The sequence below is a fragment of the Olleya sp. R77988 genome (assembly GCF_044594215.1).
Lineage (GTDB): Bacteria > Bacteroidota > Bacteroidia > Flavobacteriales > Flavobacteriaceae > Olleya.
Window position 1 is genome coordinate 1,140,108 of the sequence record NZ_CP138988.1, and the last position, 17,247, is coordinate 1,157,354.

The 17,247-nt window shown below is 33.1% G+C and carries 12 protein-coding genes; 10 read left to right on the plus strand and 2 right to left on the minus strand.

What is annotated here, in order from left to right:
- Positions 1-144 precede the first annotated feature (144 nt).
- From SJY17_RS05110 to SJY17_RS05140, 7 genes are all read left to right on the plus strand, one after another.
- The gene (locus SJY17_RS05110; protein ID WP_397364407.1) at positions 145-906 is read left to right on the plus strand and encodes an exodeoxyribonuclease III; all 762 of its coding nucleotides are present in this window, start codon (positions 145-147) and stop codon (positions 904-906) included.
- 5 nt (positions 907-911) lie between these two features.
- Complete coding sequence (locus tag SJY17_RS05115) at positions 912-1,865, plus strand: OmpA family protein (RefSeq protein WP_397364408.1); 954 nt, start codon at positions 912-914, stop codon at positions 1,863-1,865.
- 211 nt (positions 1,866-2,076) lie between these two features.
- Entirely contained in the window at positions 2,077-3,111 is a 1,035-nt protein-coding gene (locus SJY17_RS05120; protein ID WP_397364409.1) for an aldo/keto reductase, read from the plus strand.
- Positions 3,112-3,252: 141 nt separating this feature from the next.
- Complete coding sequence (locus SJY17_RS05125; RefSeq protein WP_397364410.1) at positions 3,253-5,133, plus strand: fibronectin type III domain-containing protein; 1,881 nt, start codon at positions 3,253-3,255, stop codon at positions 5,131-5,133.
- A 30-nt stretch (positions 5,134-5,163) separates the two neighbouring features.
- Positions 5,164-8,919, plus strand: coding sequence for a gliding motility-associated C-terminal domain-containing protein (locus SJY17_RS05130; protein WP_397364411.1), 3,756 nt, complete (start codon positions 5,164-5,166; stop codon positions 8,917-8,919).
- Positions 8,920-8,947: 28 nt separating this feature from the next.
- On the plus strand, positions 8,948-9,853 hold the full coding sequence (locus SJY17_RS05135) for a type IX secretion system membrane protein PorP/SprF (RefSeq protein WP_397364006.1): 906 nt from the start codon (positions 8,948-8,950) through the stop codon (positions 9,851-9,853).
- Between the two features lie 20 nt (positions 9,854-9,873).
- Entirely contained in the window at positions 9,874-11,790 is a 1,917-nt protein-coding gene (locus SJY17_RS05140; RefSeq protein ID WP_397364008.1) for an OmpA family protein, read from the plus strand.
- Between the two features lie 209 nt (positions 11,791-11,999).
- Here SJY17_RS05140 and SJY17_RS05145 read toward each other — a convergent pair whose 3' ends face one another.
- Together SJY17_RS05145 and SJY17_RS05150 are read right to left on the minus strand one after the other, a co-directional pair.
- Positions 12,000-13,544 (minus strand): Rne/Rng family ribonuclease, encoded by a 1,545-nt coding sequence (locus SJY17_RS05145; protein ID WP_397364412.1) that lies wholly within the window; start codon positions 13,542-13,544, stop codon positions 12,000-12,002.
- A gap of 339 nt (positions 13,545-13,883) precedes the next feature.
- The gene (locus SJY17_RS05150; protein WP_397364413.1) at positions 13,884-14,174 is read right to left on the minus strand and encodes an HU family DNA-binding protein; all 291 of its coding nucleotides are present in this window, start codon (positions 14,172-14,174) and stop codon (positions 13,884-13,886) included.
- Positions 14,175-14,311: 137 nt separating this feature from the next.
- Here SJY17_RS05150 and mutY point away from each other — a divergent pair, with 137 nt between their 5' ends.
- From mutY to SJY17_RS05165, 3 genes are all read left to right on the plus strand, one after another.
- Positions 14,312-15,352 carry an A/G-specific adenine glycosylase gene (gene mutY / locus SJY17_RS05155; RefSeq protein WP_397364414.1) on the plus strand — a complete coding sequence of 347 codons (1,041 nt, stop codon included), beginning with the start codon at positions 14,312-14,314 and terminating at the stop codon, positions 15,350-15,352.
- 91 nt (positions 15,353-15,443) lie between these two features.
- Positions 15,444-15,905, plus strand: coding sequence for a single-stranded DNA-binding protein (locus SJY17_RS05160; protein WP_397364416.1), 462 nt, complete (start codon positions 15,444-15,446; stop codon positions 15,903-15,905).
- Positions 15,906-15,914: 9 nt separating this feature from the next.
- Positions 15,915-17,219 (plus strand): gliding motility-associated protein GldE, encoded by a 1,305-nt coding sequence (locus SJY17_RS05165; RefSeq protein WP_397364417.1) that lies wholly within the window; start codon positions 15,915-15,917, stop codon positions 17,217-17,219.
- Positions 17,220-17,247: the final 28 nt, after the last annotated feature.

A 17,247-nucleotide genomic window follows, 5' to 3' on the forward strand; every position in this document is an offset into this window, starting at 1 on the left:
TCTTGTAAAAGTAAAGCATTATTTAATTTAGCAGAAACTAATTTAATTATCATGAAACAAGCATGCTAAAAACCTTATTGTTTGAAGAAATGGTTAATAGCGAACTGCATGTGACATATAAAAAAAACAATAAAAATCTAACACATGAAAATTATCTCATATAACGTAAACGGAATACGTGCAGCAATCAAGAAAGGTTTTATAGAATGGCTTCAAAGTGCTAATCCAGATGTAATCTGTTTACAAGAGATAAAAGCAATGGAAGAACAATTAGATTTAGATCTATTTAAAGATGCAGGTTATAATTACAACTATTGGTTTAGTGCACAAAAAAAAGGGTATAGTGGTGTGGCAGTTTTGTGTAAAACAAAACCAAACCATGTAGAGTATGGTACAGGAATAGAAACTATGGATTTTGAAGGTCGTAACCTTCGTGTTGATTACGATAATGTGTCTGTAATGAGTATGTACTTACCTTCTGGAACAAACCAAGCAAGGCTAGATTTTAAATTTAATTACATGGATCAGATTCATAATTATTTAAATGAATTAAGAACCAAAATTCCAAATCTAGTCATTTGTGGAGATTATAATATTTGTCATGAAGCAATAGATATTCATAACCCAAAAATGAAAGGTGTTTCTGGGTTTTTACCAGAAGAACGTGAGTGGTTAGGAAACTTTATAGAAAGTGGATTTATAGATTCATTTAGACACTTAAATCCAGAACGTCAAGAATATTCATGGTGGAGTTATCGTGCTAATTCCAGAGCAAATAATAAAGGATGGCGTTTGGATTACGCAATGGTTACAGAACCACTACAACAAAAAATAAAAAGAGCAGTTATATTAACAGAAGCTGTACATAGTGATCATTGCCCAATTTTGGTAGAGCTTAAAAAATAATAAAAATGAAAAACATAATTACAATTATAACATTAGCTCTATTTTTAAACAGTTGCGTGTCACCAAAGGTTTATAAAGAATTAGAAAGTAAATACGCTAATCTTAAAAAAGAAAATAAAAACTTAACTAAAGACAATCAAGAATTGTTAGACTTAAAAAATAGTTTGGTAAACGATTTAACAGAATTAGCATCAAAATATGATGATGCTTTAGCAAGAAAAAATCAATTAGAATCAGACTATGCAGCAACAAAAAGCAAGTATGACAATTTAAAAGCATCCTATGATGCGTTAGACACAAATAGCAGCTCAGTTATTGCTGCAAATACTCAAAAAAACAGGGAGTTATTAGCCCAATTAGAAGTAAAAGAACAAGCTTTAGCAGCAGAAAACGCACGTTTACAACAATTAAAAAACCAATTAGAATCACGTTCTCAACGCGTAGCAGATTTAGAAAGTATCATAGCAGCTAAAGAAGCAGAAATGACAACATTAAAAAATGCAATATCAAGTGCATTAACAGACTTTGAAGGTAAAGGCTTAACGGTTGAGCAACGCAATGGAAAGGTATATGTGTCTATGGAAAACAAACTATTATTCCAATCAGGTAGTTGGGCAGTAGGCACACAAGGTCGTCAAGCAGTCCAACAATTAGCTGTCGTTTTAGGAGATAATCCAGAAATAGCGGTACTAATAGAAGGACATACAGATAATGCACCATATTCTCCAAACGGAAACATTAAAGACAATTGGGATTTATCCACAAAACGTGCAACTGCAATCGTTTCAATACTACAAGAAAATGCAAATATTAAAGCAGATAATTTAACTGCTGCAGGACGTGGTGAGTATACACCAATCGCATCAAACACAACTCCAGAAGGAAAAGCAAAAAACAGACGTATAGAAGTTATTTTAACGCCAAAATTGGATAAAATTTCAAATCTTTTAAATAATTAAAATTTGTGCGTTACTACAAGGGGCAGGCTTTTACTACTCGCTCTCTTTGAGTAGCTCAAACAGATCGCTCAATTGCGAAGCACTCACGACTTCTTTCTAAATTATATGAATGAGTAATCCCTAACACAAACCTTAACAAATATTTGACCTTTGGATTTAAAATTAAACCAAAGGTCTTTTTTATCTTTGAAAATAAAATTAGCAACCAATCATGAAATACACAACACTCCCAAATACAGATATAAAAGTTAGTAAAATTTGTTTAGGTACCATGACGTTTGGTAACCAAAACACAGAAACAGAAGGACATGCGCAATTAGATTTTGCAACAGAAAATGGAGTAAATTTTATTGACACAGCAGAGTTGTATCCTGTTCCAGCAACAGCAGAATTATCTGGTAAAACCAGTACAATAATTGGTAATTGGTTAAAAAACAAAAAAAGAGAAGAACTTGTAATAGCATCAAAAATTGCAGGGACTGGAGATTATACCGCACACATACGTACAACAGGGTTTTCAAAATCTGCTATCAAAGAAGCTGTAGAATTAGAGCTAAAAAGACTTCAAACAGATTATATAGATTTATATCAATTACATTGGCCAGAAAGACATACTAATATGTTTGGAATTAGAGATTATAAACATGATTCAGCTGACCCTTGGAAGGATAATTTTAAAGAAATTTTAGAGACTTTAAACGAAGTAAAAAAAGAAGGTAAGATTAGAGAAATTGGAATTTCAAACGAAAAAGCTTGGGGAACCATGCGTTATCTTCAAGAATCTAAAAGTAACAATTTACCAAGACCAATTACAATACAAAACGCCTATTCACTTTTAAATAGAGTTTTTGAAGGTGATATGGCAGAAGTATCACTTCGTGAAAACATTGGTTTATTAGTGTATTCTCCTATGGCTTTTGGAGTGCTTTCTGGGAAATATGTAAAAAACACTGCTGCAGATAATGCACGTTTAAAACTCTTTCCAAGATTTGCAAGATACAGTAGTGAGCAATCTACTTTAGCTACTAAAAAGTATTTAGAATTAGCAGAACAAAATAATATGTCTTTAGCTCAAATGTCTTTAGCTTTTGTTAATCAAAGACCTTTTGTAACAAGTAATATTATTGGAGCAACTAACCTAGGTCAGCTTAAAGAAAATATTGAAAGTGTTAATTTAGATTTATCAGATTCTATTTTAGAAGAGATCAATAAAATACATGCTATAATTCCAAACCCAGCTCCTTAGTTTTTTATTAGTTAAACTTGTTTCATAATTAACACTTTTTGTCGGTAATTAAGGTCGTTAATCTATTATAACATTCTTATCTATTTTACAAGTTGTTTTTTTTTTAGTTTAGAAGACTAAATTAATTAACTATTCCTCAAAATGAAAAAAACTACATTAATAATTTTACTATTATTCAGTATCATTATTCAAGCTCAAGTAATCAATGAGCCAGCAAACTGGCCAAATACCAATTGGTTAGTCACAGGAACATATAATACAGATCCAGCTGCATTTGAAGCAGATCCAACCTTAACAGCAAATTTTTCATTTGATGATGATGATTCTGGAAATGGTAATACAGATGCCATTCAAGCAGAATCACCAGTTATTGATTTGACTGCAGCATCAACAGCAGGAGAAACATGGTTATTTGTAGATTTTGATTATGTATTTAATTGGATTGGAGCAGATAGCATTGGAGCAGAATATTGGGATGCAGATGCTGGCACATGGAATCCTTGGGGACCACCAATACAAGCAGATACTGCAGCTTCACCAACAGATAATTTTTGTACTGGAACTACAGAAGCTTATACATCAGAGCAATTAAATATTGCAGGATTTACATCAAGTCAATTATCAGGATTTAAATACCGTCTTTTTTATGATGATGGTGGCATTTGGGGATGGGGATTTTGCATGAACTCTCCAACAGTAACATCTCAAGCACCTCCAACCTGTCCAGATATTACTGGATTAGCTGCTGTTACAACAGGAGATAGTACAGCAGATGTTACATGGAACATAGGAGGATCAGAAACAGAATGGCAAATATGGGTACAACCAGCAGGAACAGGAACACCAACAACAGATGGTGTTGTTACTACTTTAAACGCACCTTATCCAGCAACTGGATTAACACCAAGTACAGCTTATGAAGTTTATGTAAGAGCAAATTGTGGAGCAGACGGATTTAGTAATTGGATAGGACCTATAAACTTTACAACCTTTAATACACCACCACCAGCACCAGTAGGAGTTACTTGTGCAAGTGGTGCATCAACATTTCTGTTTACAGAAGATTTTGGAACAGATACTAATACTAATCCAGCAGGATGGACAGGAACTGGTTTTGATGGTTCTAATGGAAATTGGGATATTACAGCAGAAAACGGTAACTCTGGTGGTACAGGACCAAACGTCACTTGGGATACAAACCCAGGAATGCACCTAGAGTATGAAGCTTCAGGAAACTCTACAGCAATTGCATCTGCAATCTCTCCAGCAATAGATTTATCTACTGCAGTAGATGGTGCAGAATTATCATTCTGGATGCATGCTTTTGGAGACAATATGGGAACTTTAAATGTAGGTGTTAGTACTTCTCAAACAGGACCATTTACTCCAGAATATACTTGGGTAGGAGACTATCAAACCACAGCAGATGAAGCTTGGGTACCAATAGGAATTAACTTAGATGCTTACTTAGGACAAGTTATTTATGTAGAATTTAGCTATGGTGGAGAAGGAAGTGGATTTGAAGGTGATATGTCTATTGATCAAGTACGTGTAGAGACTTGTGGTAATTTTTGTGTAGCACCAACAGGAATTATTGTTGATACTATAACAGATACTTCTGCAAATATTTCTTGGACAGCTAATAATGCAGAAACAGCTTGGGAAATTGTAGTACAACCAGCAGGAACTGGAACACCAACAGGTCCAGGAACAGCAATTACAACTAACCCTTACACAGCAATGAGCTTAACAGCTAGTACAGTTTATGAGGTGTACATTCTAGCCGATTGTGGTAATGGAATGAGTGTGTGGGCAGGACCAGTAAACTTTACAACACTTAATACACCACCTCCAGCACCAGTAGGAGTTACTTGTGCAAGTGGTACATCAACTTTTGTGTTTACAGAAGATTTTGGAACAGATACTAATACAGACCCAGCAGGATGGACAGGAACTGGTTTTGATGGTTCTAATGGAAATTGGGATATCACTGCAGAAAACGGAAACTCTGGTGGTACATGACCAAACGTCACTTGGGATACAAACCCAGGAATGCACCTAGAGTATGAAGCTTCAGGAAACTCTACAGCAATTGCATCTGCAATCTCTCCAGCAATAGATTTATCTACTGCAGTAGATGGTGCAGAATTATCATTTTGGATGCATGCTTTTGGAGATAATTTGGGAACTTTAAATGTAGGTGTTAGTACCTCTCAAACAGGACCATTTACTCCAGAATATACTTGGATAGGAGACTATCAAACAACAGCAGATGAAGCTTGGGTACCAATAGGAATTAACTTAGACGCCTATTTAGGACAAGTTATTTATGTAGAATTTAGCTATGGTGGAGAAGGAAGTGGATTTGAAGGTGATATGTCTATTGATCAAGTACGTGTAGAGACTTGTGGTAATTTTTGTATTGCACCATCAAATATAACAGCAACAAGTATAACAGAAACATCCGCAGATATTTCTTGGACACCAAGTGAACCAGAAACACAATGGAATTATGTAATACAACCAGCAGGAACAGGAACACCAACTTCTGGAACAACAGTTAGCACAACAACAGTATCTGAAACTGGACTATCACCAGCAACAGATTATGAAGTATATGTACAAGCTATTTGTGGAGCAGATACTAGTGTATGGGCTGGACCATTTAACTTTTCAACATTATTACAATTTAACTTTACTTTAGATTGTGCTGTTGATGGACCTCAAACAATAAGCTATTGCTACGATAATAATGATACAAACGTATTTACTTTTAGTAGTACAGATGGTACACCTCTTAATTTAACAATTAACGCAGGTCAAGTAGAAAATAATTTTGATGAAGTAATTGTACTAGATTCAGATGGTATTACAGATTTAAATGTAGCTACACCATATGGTGCAGCAGGTCAGATAAGTGGGTTAACCTTTCAATCTACAGGTGGTACTATTTCTTTTCAAGTACAATCAGATGGAAGTGTTAACTGTCAAGGCAATGGTTATCCGTCTATTAACTTAACGGTCTCATGTGCTACTTGTATTAATCCAACTGCTACTTTTGTAGTTGTAGATGATTGTGCAAATGGAAATCAATTCTTAGTTGATGTAGATATCACATCTTTAGGTGATGCTACTTCATTATCAATAGTAGACAATCAAGGTAGTACACCAGTTAGTGTTTCTGCTACAGGAGTAACGCAGTTTGGACCTTATCCATTTAATACACCTATTGATTTTACAGTTTCAAATGAACAAGATATTAATTGTGTTATAAATAGTCAATCTATTTCATTAGCAGCTTGCCCACCAGTAAATGATAATCCATGTAGTGCTACAGTTGCACTAGTTAATCCTGACGAATCTTGTACTGTAATAACTTCTGGTACTTTAATTGAAGCTACTGATTCAGGAGTACCTAATGGTACTTGTACAACTAACGCAGATGATGATGTATGGTTTGAGTTTACAGCAGTTGGTGATCAACAAATAATTCAAATTCAAAATGTTGTTGGAGGATTTAATGTAGATCACGCATTATATGAAGGTACAAATTGTAATAACTTGACTCAAATGTATTGTACTACAGATGATTTTAGTTTGACACCAGCATTAGTTATAGGTAATACATATTATATTAGAGTATTCTCTGCAGGTAGTGATTCTACATCTATAACATTTGATTTATGTATTCAAACTTTAGGTATCCCTACATATTGTACGGATGCATTACCTATTTGTCCAGACTTACCAGATCCATTTCCAAATGTTTCGGATGGTTCTACAGCACCATTTTATTTAGATTATGATTGCTTAGGGTCTCAACCTAATCCTTATTGGAATACTATTAACGTAGATTTAGCTGGAGATTATTCTTTCACTTTAGAGCAAACATCGTTAACAGGTAATTTAATTGATATTGACTTTATTGTTTGGGGACCATTCTCTGCTCAAGACGCTGGATGTTTTGATTTATTATCTCAAAATATTGAAGATTGTAGTTATTCTGCAACAGCTACAGAGACTGTAACTATAACAGGAGCTCCAGCAGATTCTGTTTATGTTATATTAATTACAAATTTTAACGGATCAGATGGTACATATACTTTCTCTATGGATAGTGGACCAGTTAACGGAATCAATTGTGATGTTGTTTGTGATGTAACTTTAGATTATGACGGAATAGTAATAGAGCAAGGTTTATCTGCTCCAGATGGATCAAGTGATGATATAGACTTATGTGGATATACTTCTGTTTTATTGACTGCTGATACTGCATATACTGTAGATTCTTATGATTGGTATGTAGACGGAATTTATCAAAATGGAGTTAATACTCCAACGTTTACTGCTACACAATCTGGACAATACCAATGTATAGTTGGTGGTGGAATTTGTGCTGATTTTACTTCTTCTTTAATTGCTGATATTAATTTCTTTGACGCTGCAACTGCCCAACAAGCTCCAGCTTTAGAAGTTTGTGATGATGGAAGTGGAAATGGAGTTTTTGATTTAGAATCTCAAACTGCAACTATTTTAGGTACTCAATCATCAACTGATTTTGTAATCACTTATTATGCTAATCTTGCTGATGCTCAATCAGGAATGAATCCATTAACATCACCTTATACAGCTGTAGATGGAACTACAATTTATGTTAGGGCAGAAGATGTTGATGCGGTTGGTTCTATGTCTGGATGTGCTTCTACAAATACTAACTATAGCTTAGTAGTTAATACAACACCAAATGCAACACAACCTTTAGATTTAGAATCTTGTGATGATGGAACTGGTAATGCTACTTTTGACCTTACTGAGTTTGAAGCTACAACTATTGGAGGTCAAACTGGAGTTGTTGTGTCTTATCATGAAACAGAACAAGACGCTTTAGATGGTACAAGCCCAATTGCTACACCAACTACATATACTTCTGCTGGAGGTACAATTTATATTAGAGTAGAAAACATTGCAACAGGATGTTTTAAAACCACGTTCTTTAACTTAAGTGTTTTACCTAAACCACTATTAGGTTTACCAGACGACATTTTAGGCTGTGATAATGATGATGATGGTATTTCGGATTATGATTTAACCACAAATGAGATGTTATTAGCCAATGGGCAAACAGATTTAGCATTTACTTACTATTTAGATTTAGCAGATGCAGAATCTAGTACAGGAGCTATTGCAGATCCAGTAAACTATATGTCAGGTGCGACAACCATTTATGTTAGAGCAGAAAACATGACAACAGGTTGTTTTGAAACGTCAATGTTTGATTTATATTTTGGAATTACACCAGAGACGACCTTCCCAACAGATATTGTTTACGAGGTATGTCCAAACGCCACAGTACCAATTATAGTAACAGCAGAGGCTGTAAACTATACAGAAAGTGAAGTTAGTATTAAGTGGTATAATGAAGGTGTAGAAGTGCCAGGACAAACAAGTTTAGACTTACCAACCGTATTAACACAAGGAACCTATAGTATAGAAGTTACCTTTAATGATACAGGCTGTGCAAGTACAACAGATGTGTTTGTTGACGAGTTAGAGACTTGTGTTATTCCACAAGGTATATCACCAAATGGAGATGGTATTAATGACAACTTTGATTTAAGTAGTTATGACGTACAAACCTTAGAAATCTATAACCGTAATGGTCGTTTAGTCTATTCAAAAGAAAACTACTCAATGGAATGGGGAGGACAATCTAATGATGGCGATATGCTACCAGTAGGAACCTACTATTACGTTATGAAATATCAAGGAACAAAAACAAAAGCCGCTTGGGTATATATAAACAGATAAACTAACTAGTAAACCAACAAAATAACAGATGAAAAAAATAGTATATATCGTATTCCTAGTTTTTATAGGTGTACAAGCCCAACAAGATCCACAATACACGCAATACATGTATAACATGAATGTTGTTAATCCAGCTTATGCAGGTTCTTTTGATGGTGTTGCCATAGGTGCATTATACAGAAGTCAATGGGTAGGATTAGAAGGAGCACCAACCACAGGTACTCTAGCCATCCACTCTCCAGTAGGAAAAAATGTAGGTTTAGGATTCTCTTTAATTAGTGATGACGTAGGACCAGTAAGCGAGACTAATGCTTATGTAGACTTCTCTTATACCTTACCAGTAGGAACAGGTACTAAATTAGCATTTGGTTTAAAAGCAGGAGCAACGTTTCATGATATTGGACTTGTAGGATTAGATTTAATAGATCCTAGTGATCCATTTTTCTCACAAAACATTAATGAAGTCACTCCAAACATTGGAGCAGGATTATATTTTTATAAGCCTAATAAGTTTTATATCTCAGCATCGATGCCAAATATTTTAAACTCGGTACACTTAGATGCCAATGGATTTAAGATAGGATCAGAAACGCAGCACTTTTTTGGAGCAGCAGGATATGTTTTTGATCTATCAGAAAACTTCAAGTTAAAGCCACACGCTTTAGCTAAAGTAGCATTTGATGCACCTATTAGTTTTGATGTTAATTTAAACCTATTTATGTACAACTTTGTAGAAGTAGGAGCAGGTTACCGTTTAGACGATTCGTTTAGTGGTATGATTAACTTTTTAGTTGCACCAAATTTAAGAATAGGTTATGCGTATGACAGCATCCAATCGCAATTAGATGTAGTGACCAATTCATCACACGAGATATTTATCAATTTTGATATCAATTTACCAAGAAAAGTATCACGTTCACCACGTTATTTCTAATCCATAAGCTAACCAAGACAATGAAAAAAATACAACTATTTATACTAGCCACATTAATAAGCAGTACTAGCGTATTTGCTCAAAGTAATGCGACCAAAAAAGCAGATAAACTATTTTCTAAATTTGAATTTGTAGATGCTATAGCAGCCTATAATAAGCTTATTGATAAAGGACAAGGAGATACTTATATCTATTCTAAAATAGCAGAAGCAAACTACAATATTTTTAGTACAGTCGAAGCAGAAAAATGGTATGCAAAAGCAATAGAGTCTGGAGCATCAGAACCAGAAATGCTTTGGAAATACTCAGAAATGCTAAAAGCAAACGGGAAGTATGCAGTCTCTAACGTACAGATGGATAAATTTGCATCTATGCGTCCAGCAGATGAGCGTGCAGTATTATACAAAGCCAATCCAGAATATTTATCAAAAATATTAGACAAAGGAAAAAAGTTTAACGTACAAAGCTTACCACTTAATAGTGCTAATGCAGACTTTGGAGGAACACTTCAAGACGGAAAATTATACATTACCTCGTCTAGAAATGCAAGTAGAAAAAACTACGGATGGAACGAAGAACCATTTTTAGATATTTACGAGTATACTTTAGCAGACGATGGAACCTATCAAGGTGAAACACTTTTAGATAAAGATATAAACACAAAATATCATGAAGGTGTTACTAGTTTTACACCAGATGGAAAAACCATGTTTTTTTCAAGAGAAAGTTTCTTTGAAAACATTTATGAAAAAGACAGTTTATCTAACACAAAATATAGTGTATTACACTTATTTAAAGCCAATAAAGGAAGTGAAGGATTTTCACAAGTAGAAGCCTTGCCATTAAACAGCAGAAACTACTCGATTAAAAACCCAACCATTAGTGCAGATGGACGTACCATTTACTTTGCAAGTGATATGCCAGGAGGTTTTGGAAACTTTGATATCTACAAAGCATCATTAGACAACAACGGAAACCTTGGGACACCAGTAAACATGGGTCAAAAAGTAAACACAGAAGGACAAGAGATGTTTCCATACATAAGTAGTAACAACACCTTATACTTCTCATCAACAGGACATTTAGGACTAGGAGGAATGGATGTGTTTTACACAAAAGAGATAGATGGTAAAATAGCACCAATCCGTAACGTAGGTATCCCAATTAACAGTAATGGAGATGACTTTGCATTTAACATGAATGAAGAGACAGGAGAAGGATTTGTATCTTCAAACAGAGAAGGAGGGCAAGGAAGTGATGATATTTATGCTATAAAAAAACTACAACCCTTATGTGATGTATTAATAGTAGGAACCGTTTTAGACGAAAAAACAGGAACTCCATTAGTAGGTGCATTAACCAGTTTAGTAGATGCAAACGGAAACGTATTAGCGTCTAAACCTGCAAACGCAGATGGACAGGTAGAATATATTGTAGAGTGTGAAACAGACACAGAATTACAAGTCACTATGGAAGGTTATGAAAGTAACAAAGCAACTGTAGCAGGAAGTAATGAAGAAGAAGTAGCTGTAACGGTTAAATTAAAACCAATCGAGAAGATTGTTGTACCACAAGAACGTGTAGTACTTAATCCAATCTACTTTGATTATGATAAATCAAACATAACAGCACGTGCAGCTTTTGAGTTAGATAACTTAGTACAAGTAATGAATAAGTATCCAGACATGGTTATTCAAGCAACATCACACACAGACTTTAGAGCGTCAAATAATTACAACCAAAAATTATCAGAAAGACGTGCACAGACAACAATACAGTACATTATATCTAAAGGTATTGCTGCTAATAGAATTAGCGCTTCAGGACGTGGAGAAACAGAACCAGCTATAAACTGTGACCCTTGTAGTGAAGAAGATCACCAACTTAACAGAAGAAGTCAATTCTTTATTACTAGTGGTGGTCCACAAAGACAGTAATAAGAATAGTATTATAATAAAAAAACAGTTATTTGAAATTTCAAATAACTGTTTTTTTGCGTTAAGGGTAGTAGTGGCATCCTTTTTTTGCTGCCATATATGGCAAAAAAAGATATAACGGATAACCTGACCCTTTGGGTAACGCCATAATTAAACTTAATTTTAGAGCATAAAAAAAAGCCTTACTAATTATTAGTAAGGCTTTTTTGTTATTTAATTTGTTTACCATTTTTATCAAAAAAATGATATTCAAGGTATGTGTAAGCATCTCTTGGTTGTACTTTTACCCATTTTTTGTGTTCAAAAAACCATTTTGAACGAATTGATGGAAAACCTTTTGTTAAAAAGGCTGCTATAAAGGGATGTGTGTTTAAGGTCACCTTTTTATAGTCTTTTTTTAATAATTGTTCTAAGTCATGAGTTATTTTAGGCACTATATTAATTGGTGCTTCGACTTCTTGTCCTTTAAAGCCATTAGGGTTTTCCTCTCTGGTTTTAATATTCATTTCTGGTCGTACTCTTTGACGTGTAATCTGAATCAATCCAAACTTACTAGGAGGTAATATTTTGTGTTTGGCTCTATCATCTTTCATTTCGTCACGAAGATGATTAAATAGTTTTTTTCTGTGTTCAGCAGTATTTAGGTCTATAAAATCTACTACAATAATTCCACCCATATCACGTAATCTTAATTGTCTTGCAACTTCTGTTGCAGAAATCAAGTTTACTTCTAGAGCTGTGTCTTCTTGTGAGTTTGATTTGTTAGATCTATTACCACTATTTACATCAATGACGTGAAGTGCTTCCGTATGTTCTATAACAAGGTATGCACCTTTAGCCATAGAGACTGTTTTTCCAAAAGCAGTTTTTATTTGTCTTGCAATTCCAAATTTTTCAAAAATTGGAACTTTAGACTGATGTAATTTTACTATTGATTCTTTTTTTGGTGCAATTTGCTGCACATATTCTTTTATTTGAACGTGTAAAGCTTCATCATCTACATTAATACCAGTAAAGGAATCATTAAATATATCTCTTAAAATTGAAGAGGCTTTATTTAATTCTCCTAATACTTTGGTAGGATGATTAGCTTTATGTAATTTTTTACACATTGCAGTCCAACGACTAAGCAAATTTTGTAAATCTTTATCTAGTTCGGCTACTTTTTTGCCTTCTGCTACTGTACGTACAATAACTCCAAAACCTTGAGGAGTAATACTCCTAACTAAACGTTTTAAGCGCTCTTTTTCTTCTTTACTTTCTATCTTTTGCGAGATTGAAATACGATCAGAAAATGGCACTAAAACAATGTATCTACCAGCTATGGAAAGCTCAGAGCTTATCCTTGGGCCTTTTGTAGATATAGGTTCTTTTACTATTTGTACTAAAATAGACTGATTTGATTTTAAGACGTCAGAAATTTTTCCGCCTTTATCAATATCTTTTTCAAATGGGTAATTTTTTAAAGAAAAATCTTTTAGTTTACCTGTGCTTACACTTTTTGTGAATTTTAAAAGAGAAGAAATTTTTGGGCCTAAATCATGATAATGCAAAAATGCATCTTTCTCATATCCTACATTTACAAATGCAGCATTTAAACCAGGAACAGCTTTTCTTATTTTGGCGATAAACACATCACCAACCGCAAAGTTGTTACCATCTTCCTCTTTATGTAATTCAATTAATTTTCCATCTTTTAATAAGGCAAAATCAACAGCTTCTGGACTAGATCTAATAATTAATTCTTTATCCATTTAGGTTAATTTTTATCCATACAATTAAGTATAGATGGATTATACATTACCCTAACTACTATAGTTAGGATATTTCACAGGATTTTTTAAATCCGGTTGAGTTTAATAAATACGCAAGGTTATACGTTTTAAAATTTAAACTCTATTTTCAAAGAACGATAATTTAGTAACCCAAAAAAGTAGTTAAAAAACTACTTTTTTGAATTATTTTTTCTTTTTGTGACGATTAGCACGTCTACGTTTTTTACGCTTATGCGTTGCAACCTTGTGTCTTTTACGTTTCTTACCACTTGGCATAGGTTAATGTTTTTTAAATTAATAATTCGTTTATAATGTTTTTTACTTTACGTCTACTTTAGTTTTTACACCCTCTACAAATACTTTTGCAGGTTTAAACGCTGGAATGTTGTGAGCAGGAATTTTGATAGTTGTATTTTTAGAAATGTTTCTTCCTGTTTTTTCTGCTCTTGTTTTAATGATGAAGCTACCAAATCCTCTAAGGTATACATTGTCTCCACCTTCTAAAGATGTTTTAACTTCTTCCATAAAAGTTTCTACAGTTGCCTGTACATCTCCTTTTTCAATTCCTAATTTCTCTGTAATCTTTGCTACTAAATCAGCTTTAGTCATTTTCGTCTCTTATTTGCGTTATTAATTTTTCTAAGGGTTGGCAAATATAGGGATTTAATATTCAATATTTCAAACCTAATTCATTAAAATTTAATGCGATAAACTTTACTTTTGCTTTTCTTACTTTTTTCTAATAAATGAACCTATCAAAACAACTAATTAATTGGTATACAGATAACAAAAGGGATTTACCTTGGCGTAATACTACAAACCCTTATTTTATATGGCTTTCAGAAATCATATTACAACAAACCCAAGTTGCTCAAGGCTTACCATATTATAATAAATTTACATCTCATTTTCCTACTGTTTTTGATCTCGCTAAAGCGGAAGAACAAGAGGTTTTAAAATTATGGCAAGGATTGGGTTATTATTCTAGAGCTAGAAACCTACATGCTTCTGCTAAATATATTGTAACTGAAATGAATGGTAAATTTCCTGATACTTTTGATGATATTTTAAAACTTAAAGGTGTTGGAGACTATACAGCAAGTGCAATAGCGTCTATTTGTTTTAATAAAGCAACTGCAGTTGTAGATGGTAATGTTTATAGAGCATTGTCTAGGATTTATGGAATTGATACACCAATAAATACAGGAAAAGGGTTTAAAGAGTTTAAACAATTAGCCCAACAATTAATTGATAAAAAACAACCAGCCACTTTTAATCAAGCAATAATGGAATTTGGTGCACGACTTTGTAAGCCTAAAAACCCAGATTGTAATAGTTGTCCATTTAATACCAAATGTATTGCTCTTCAAAAAAACATGATAAGCGATCTACCAGTCAAGCTGAAAAAAACTAAGGTTGCCAAAAAGCATTTCAATTTTATTGTAGTATTATCTGCAGACAATAAAACTTATTTAGAACAAAGAAAAGGTAGTGGTATTTGGCAAAACCTTTATCAATTTCCGTTAGTAGAAACAGATAAAGAAGCCACAATTTTAACAATAAAAAAAGAAATTGAAACACTAGGTTTTATAAAAGAAAAACAAGTTGATTTGTCATTATATAATGAAGCTGTAATTATTCATAAATTATCGCATCAACATTTATATACTAAATTTTGGATTTTAACTATAGATAAAAAATTGTCTAATGGAATTTTAATAGATACAATTGAAGAATATCCTGTCCCTATTTTAATTGGAAATTTTATAGAAAATTTTAATTTTTAAAATCAAAAAGGCAACACTTCAATATTTTTTATTAAATTTATTTACATTGAAGCTTAAAGCTGTAATTTTGTAGCGGTAAAAACCAAGATTTATGTCAGGAACTTTAAATAAAGTAATGCTAATTGGGCATTTAGGAGACGAAGTAAAAATGCACTATTTTGAAGGAGGTGGTTGCGTTGGTCGTTTTCCGTTAGCTACTAATGAGACTTACACTAGTAAACAAACTAACGAACGTGTTACAAATACAGAATGGCATAATATTGTTGTACGTAATAAAGCAGCAGAGATTTGCGAAAAATACCTAACAAAAGGTGATAAAGTATATGTAGAAGGACGTATTAAAACCAGAAAATGGCAAGACGATTCTGGAAACGATCGTTATAGTACAGAAATACAAGTCAATGATTTTACTTTTTTAAGCACTAAAAGAGAAGCAGAAGCTTCAACAGGTTCAGCAACAGCTTCAAATAATAATACACAACAAAAAGCAATACCAAATACAGAAAAACCAGCGTCAAAACCAATATCAAGTGACGACGATCTTCCGTTTTAATAATTAATTATGGATCCCGAACCCTCGCGTTTTATAGCCTTAATAGTTACAAACAATATTAATATTGCACTAGGTTTTGTGCTATTAATAATACTTTTAATATGTTCTGCAATGATATCTGGTGCAGAAGTAGCATTATTTTCTTTATCAAAATCTGACCTAGAAGACGAAGCTTTACAAGGCAAAAAGAAAATTAAGATTATTAGTAAATTGTTAGAACGTCCAAAAAAACTTTTAGCAACTATATTAGTAGCTAATAATCTTATAAATATTGGTATTGTAATCCTATTTGCTTTTTTAGGTAATTATATGTTTTCAGGCATAACCTCTACAATTGTTAAGTTTACAGTAGAAGTTGTTGTTGTTACTTTTTTAATACTTTTATTTGGAGAGATTTTGCCAAAAATTTATGCTAGTCGTAATAATTTAAAATTTGCCACTTTTATGGCATATCCATTACGTGTTTTAGATGTGTTGTTTTCTCCAATAAGCAGACCAATGCGAAGCATAACTTTAAGAATGCATAATAAATTAGGAAAGCAAAAAACCAATTTAAGTATCGATCAATTGTCACATGCTTTAGAGCTAACAAGTGAGGATGATACAACTAAAGAAGAACAAAAAATACTTCAAGGAATTGTCAATTTTGGTAATACAGATACAAAACAAGTGATGCAACCACGTATTGATGTATTTGCTTTAAGTGTTGAGCAGCCTTATAGTCAGATTATTTCAGAAATTATAGATAAAGGGTATTCCAGAATTCCAGTGTATAAAGATAATATTGATAACATTGTGGGTGTACTTTATGTTAAAGATTTATTGCCATATATTGACAAGAAAACCTTTGACTGGACAACACTTTTACGCGAGCCATTTTTTGTTCCAGAAAACAAAAAACTAGACGACTTGATGGCAGAGTTTCAAGAAAAAAAAGTACACCTTGCTGTTGTAGTAGATGAATATGGAGGGACTTCTGGTTTGGTGTCTTTAGAAGATGTAATTGAAGAAATTGTAGGAGATATTAGTGATGAGTTTGATGACGAAGATTTAATTTACTCTAAATTGGATGATAAAAATTATGTGTTTGAAGGAAAAACTGCTTTAAAAGATTTTTATAAAATTTTAAAATTTGAAGATGATGCTGTTTTTGAAGATAAAAAAGGAGAAGCAGAAACGCTTGCAGGTTTTATTTTAGAAAATTCTGGAGGTTTTCCAAAACGAAACAGTAAAATAAATTTTGACAAATACGTTTTTACTATTGAAGCATTAGACAAAAAACGAATAAAACGCGTAAAAATTACTTTACCATAATTTAAATTAAAAGTCACAAAAAGTATGT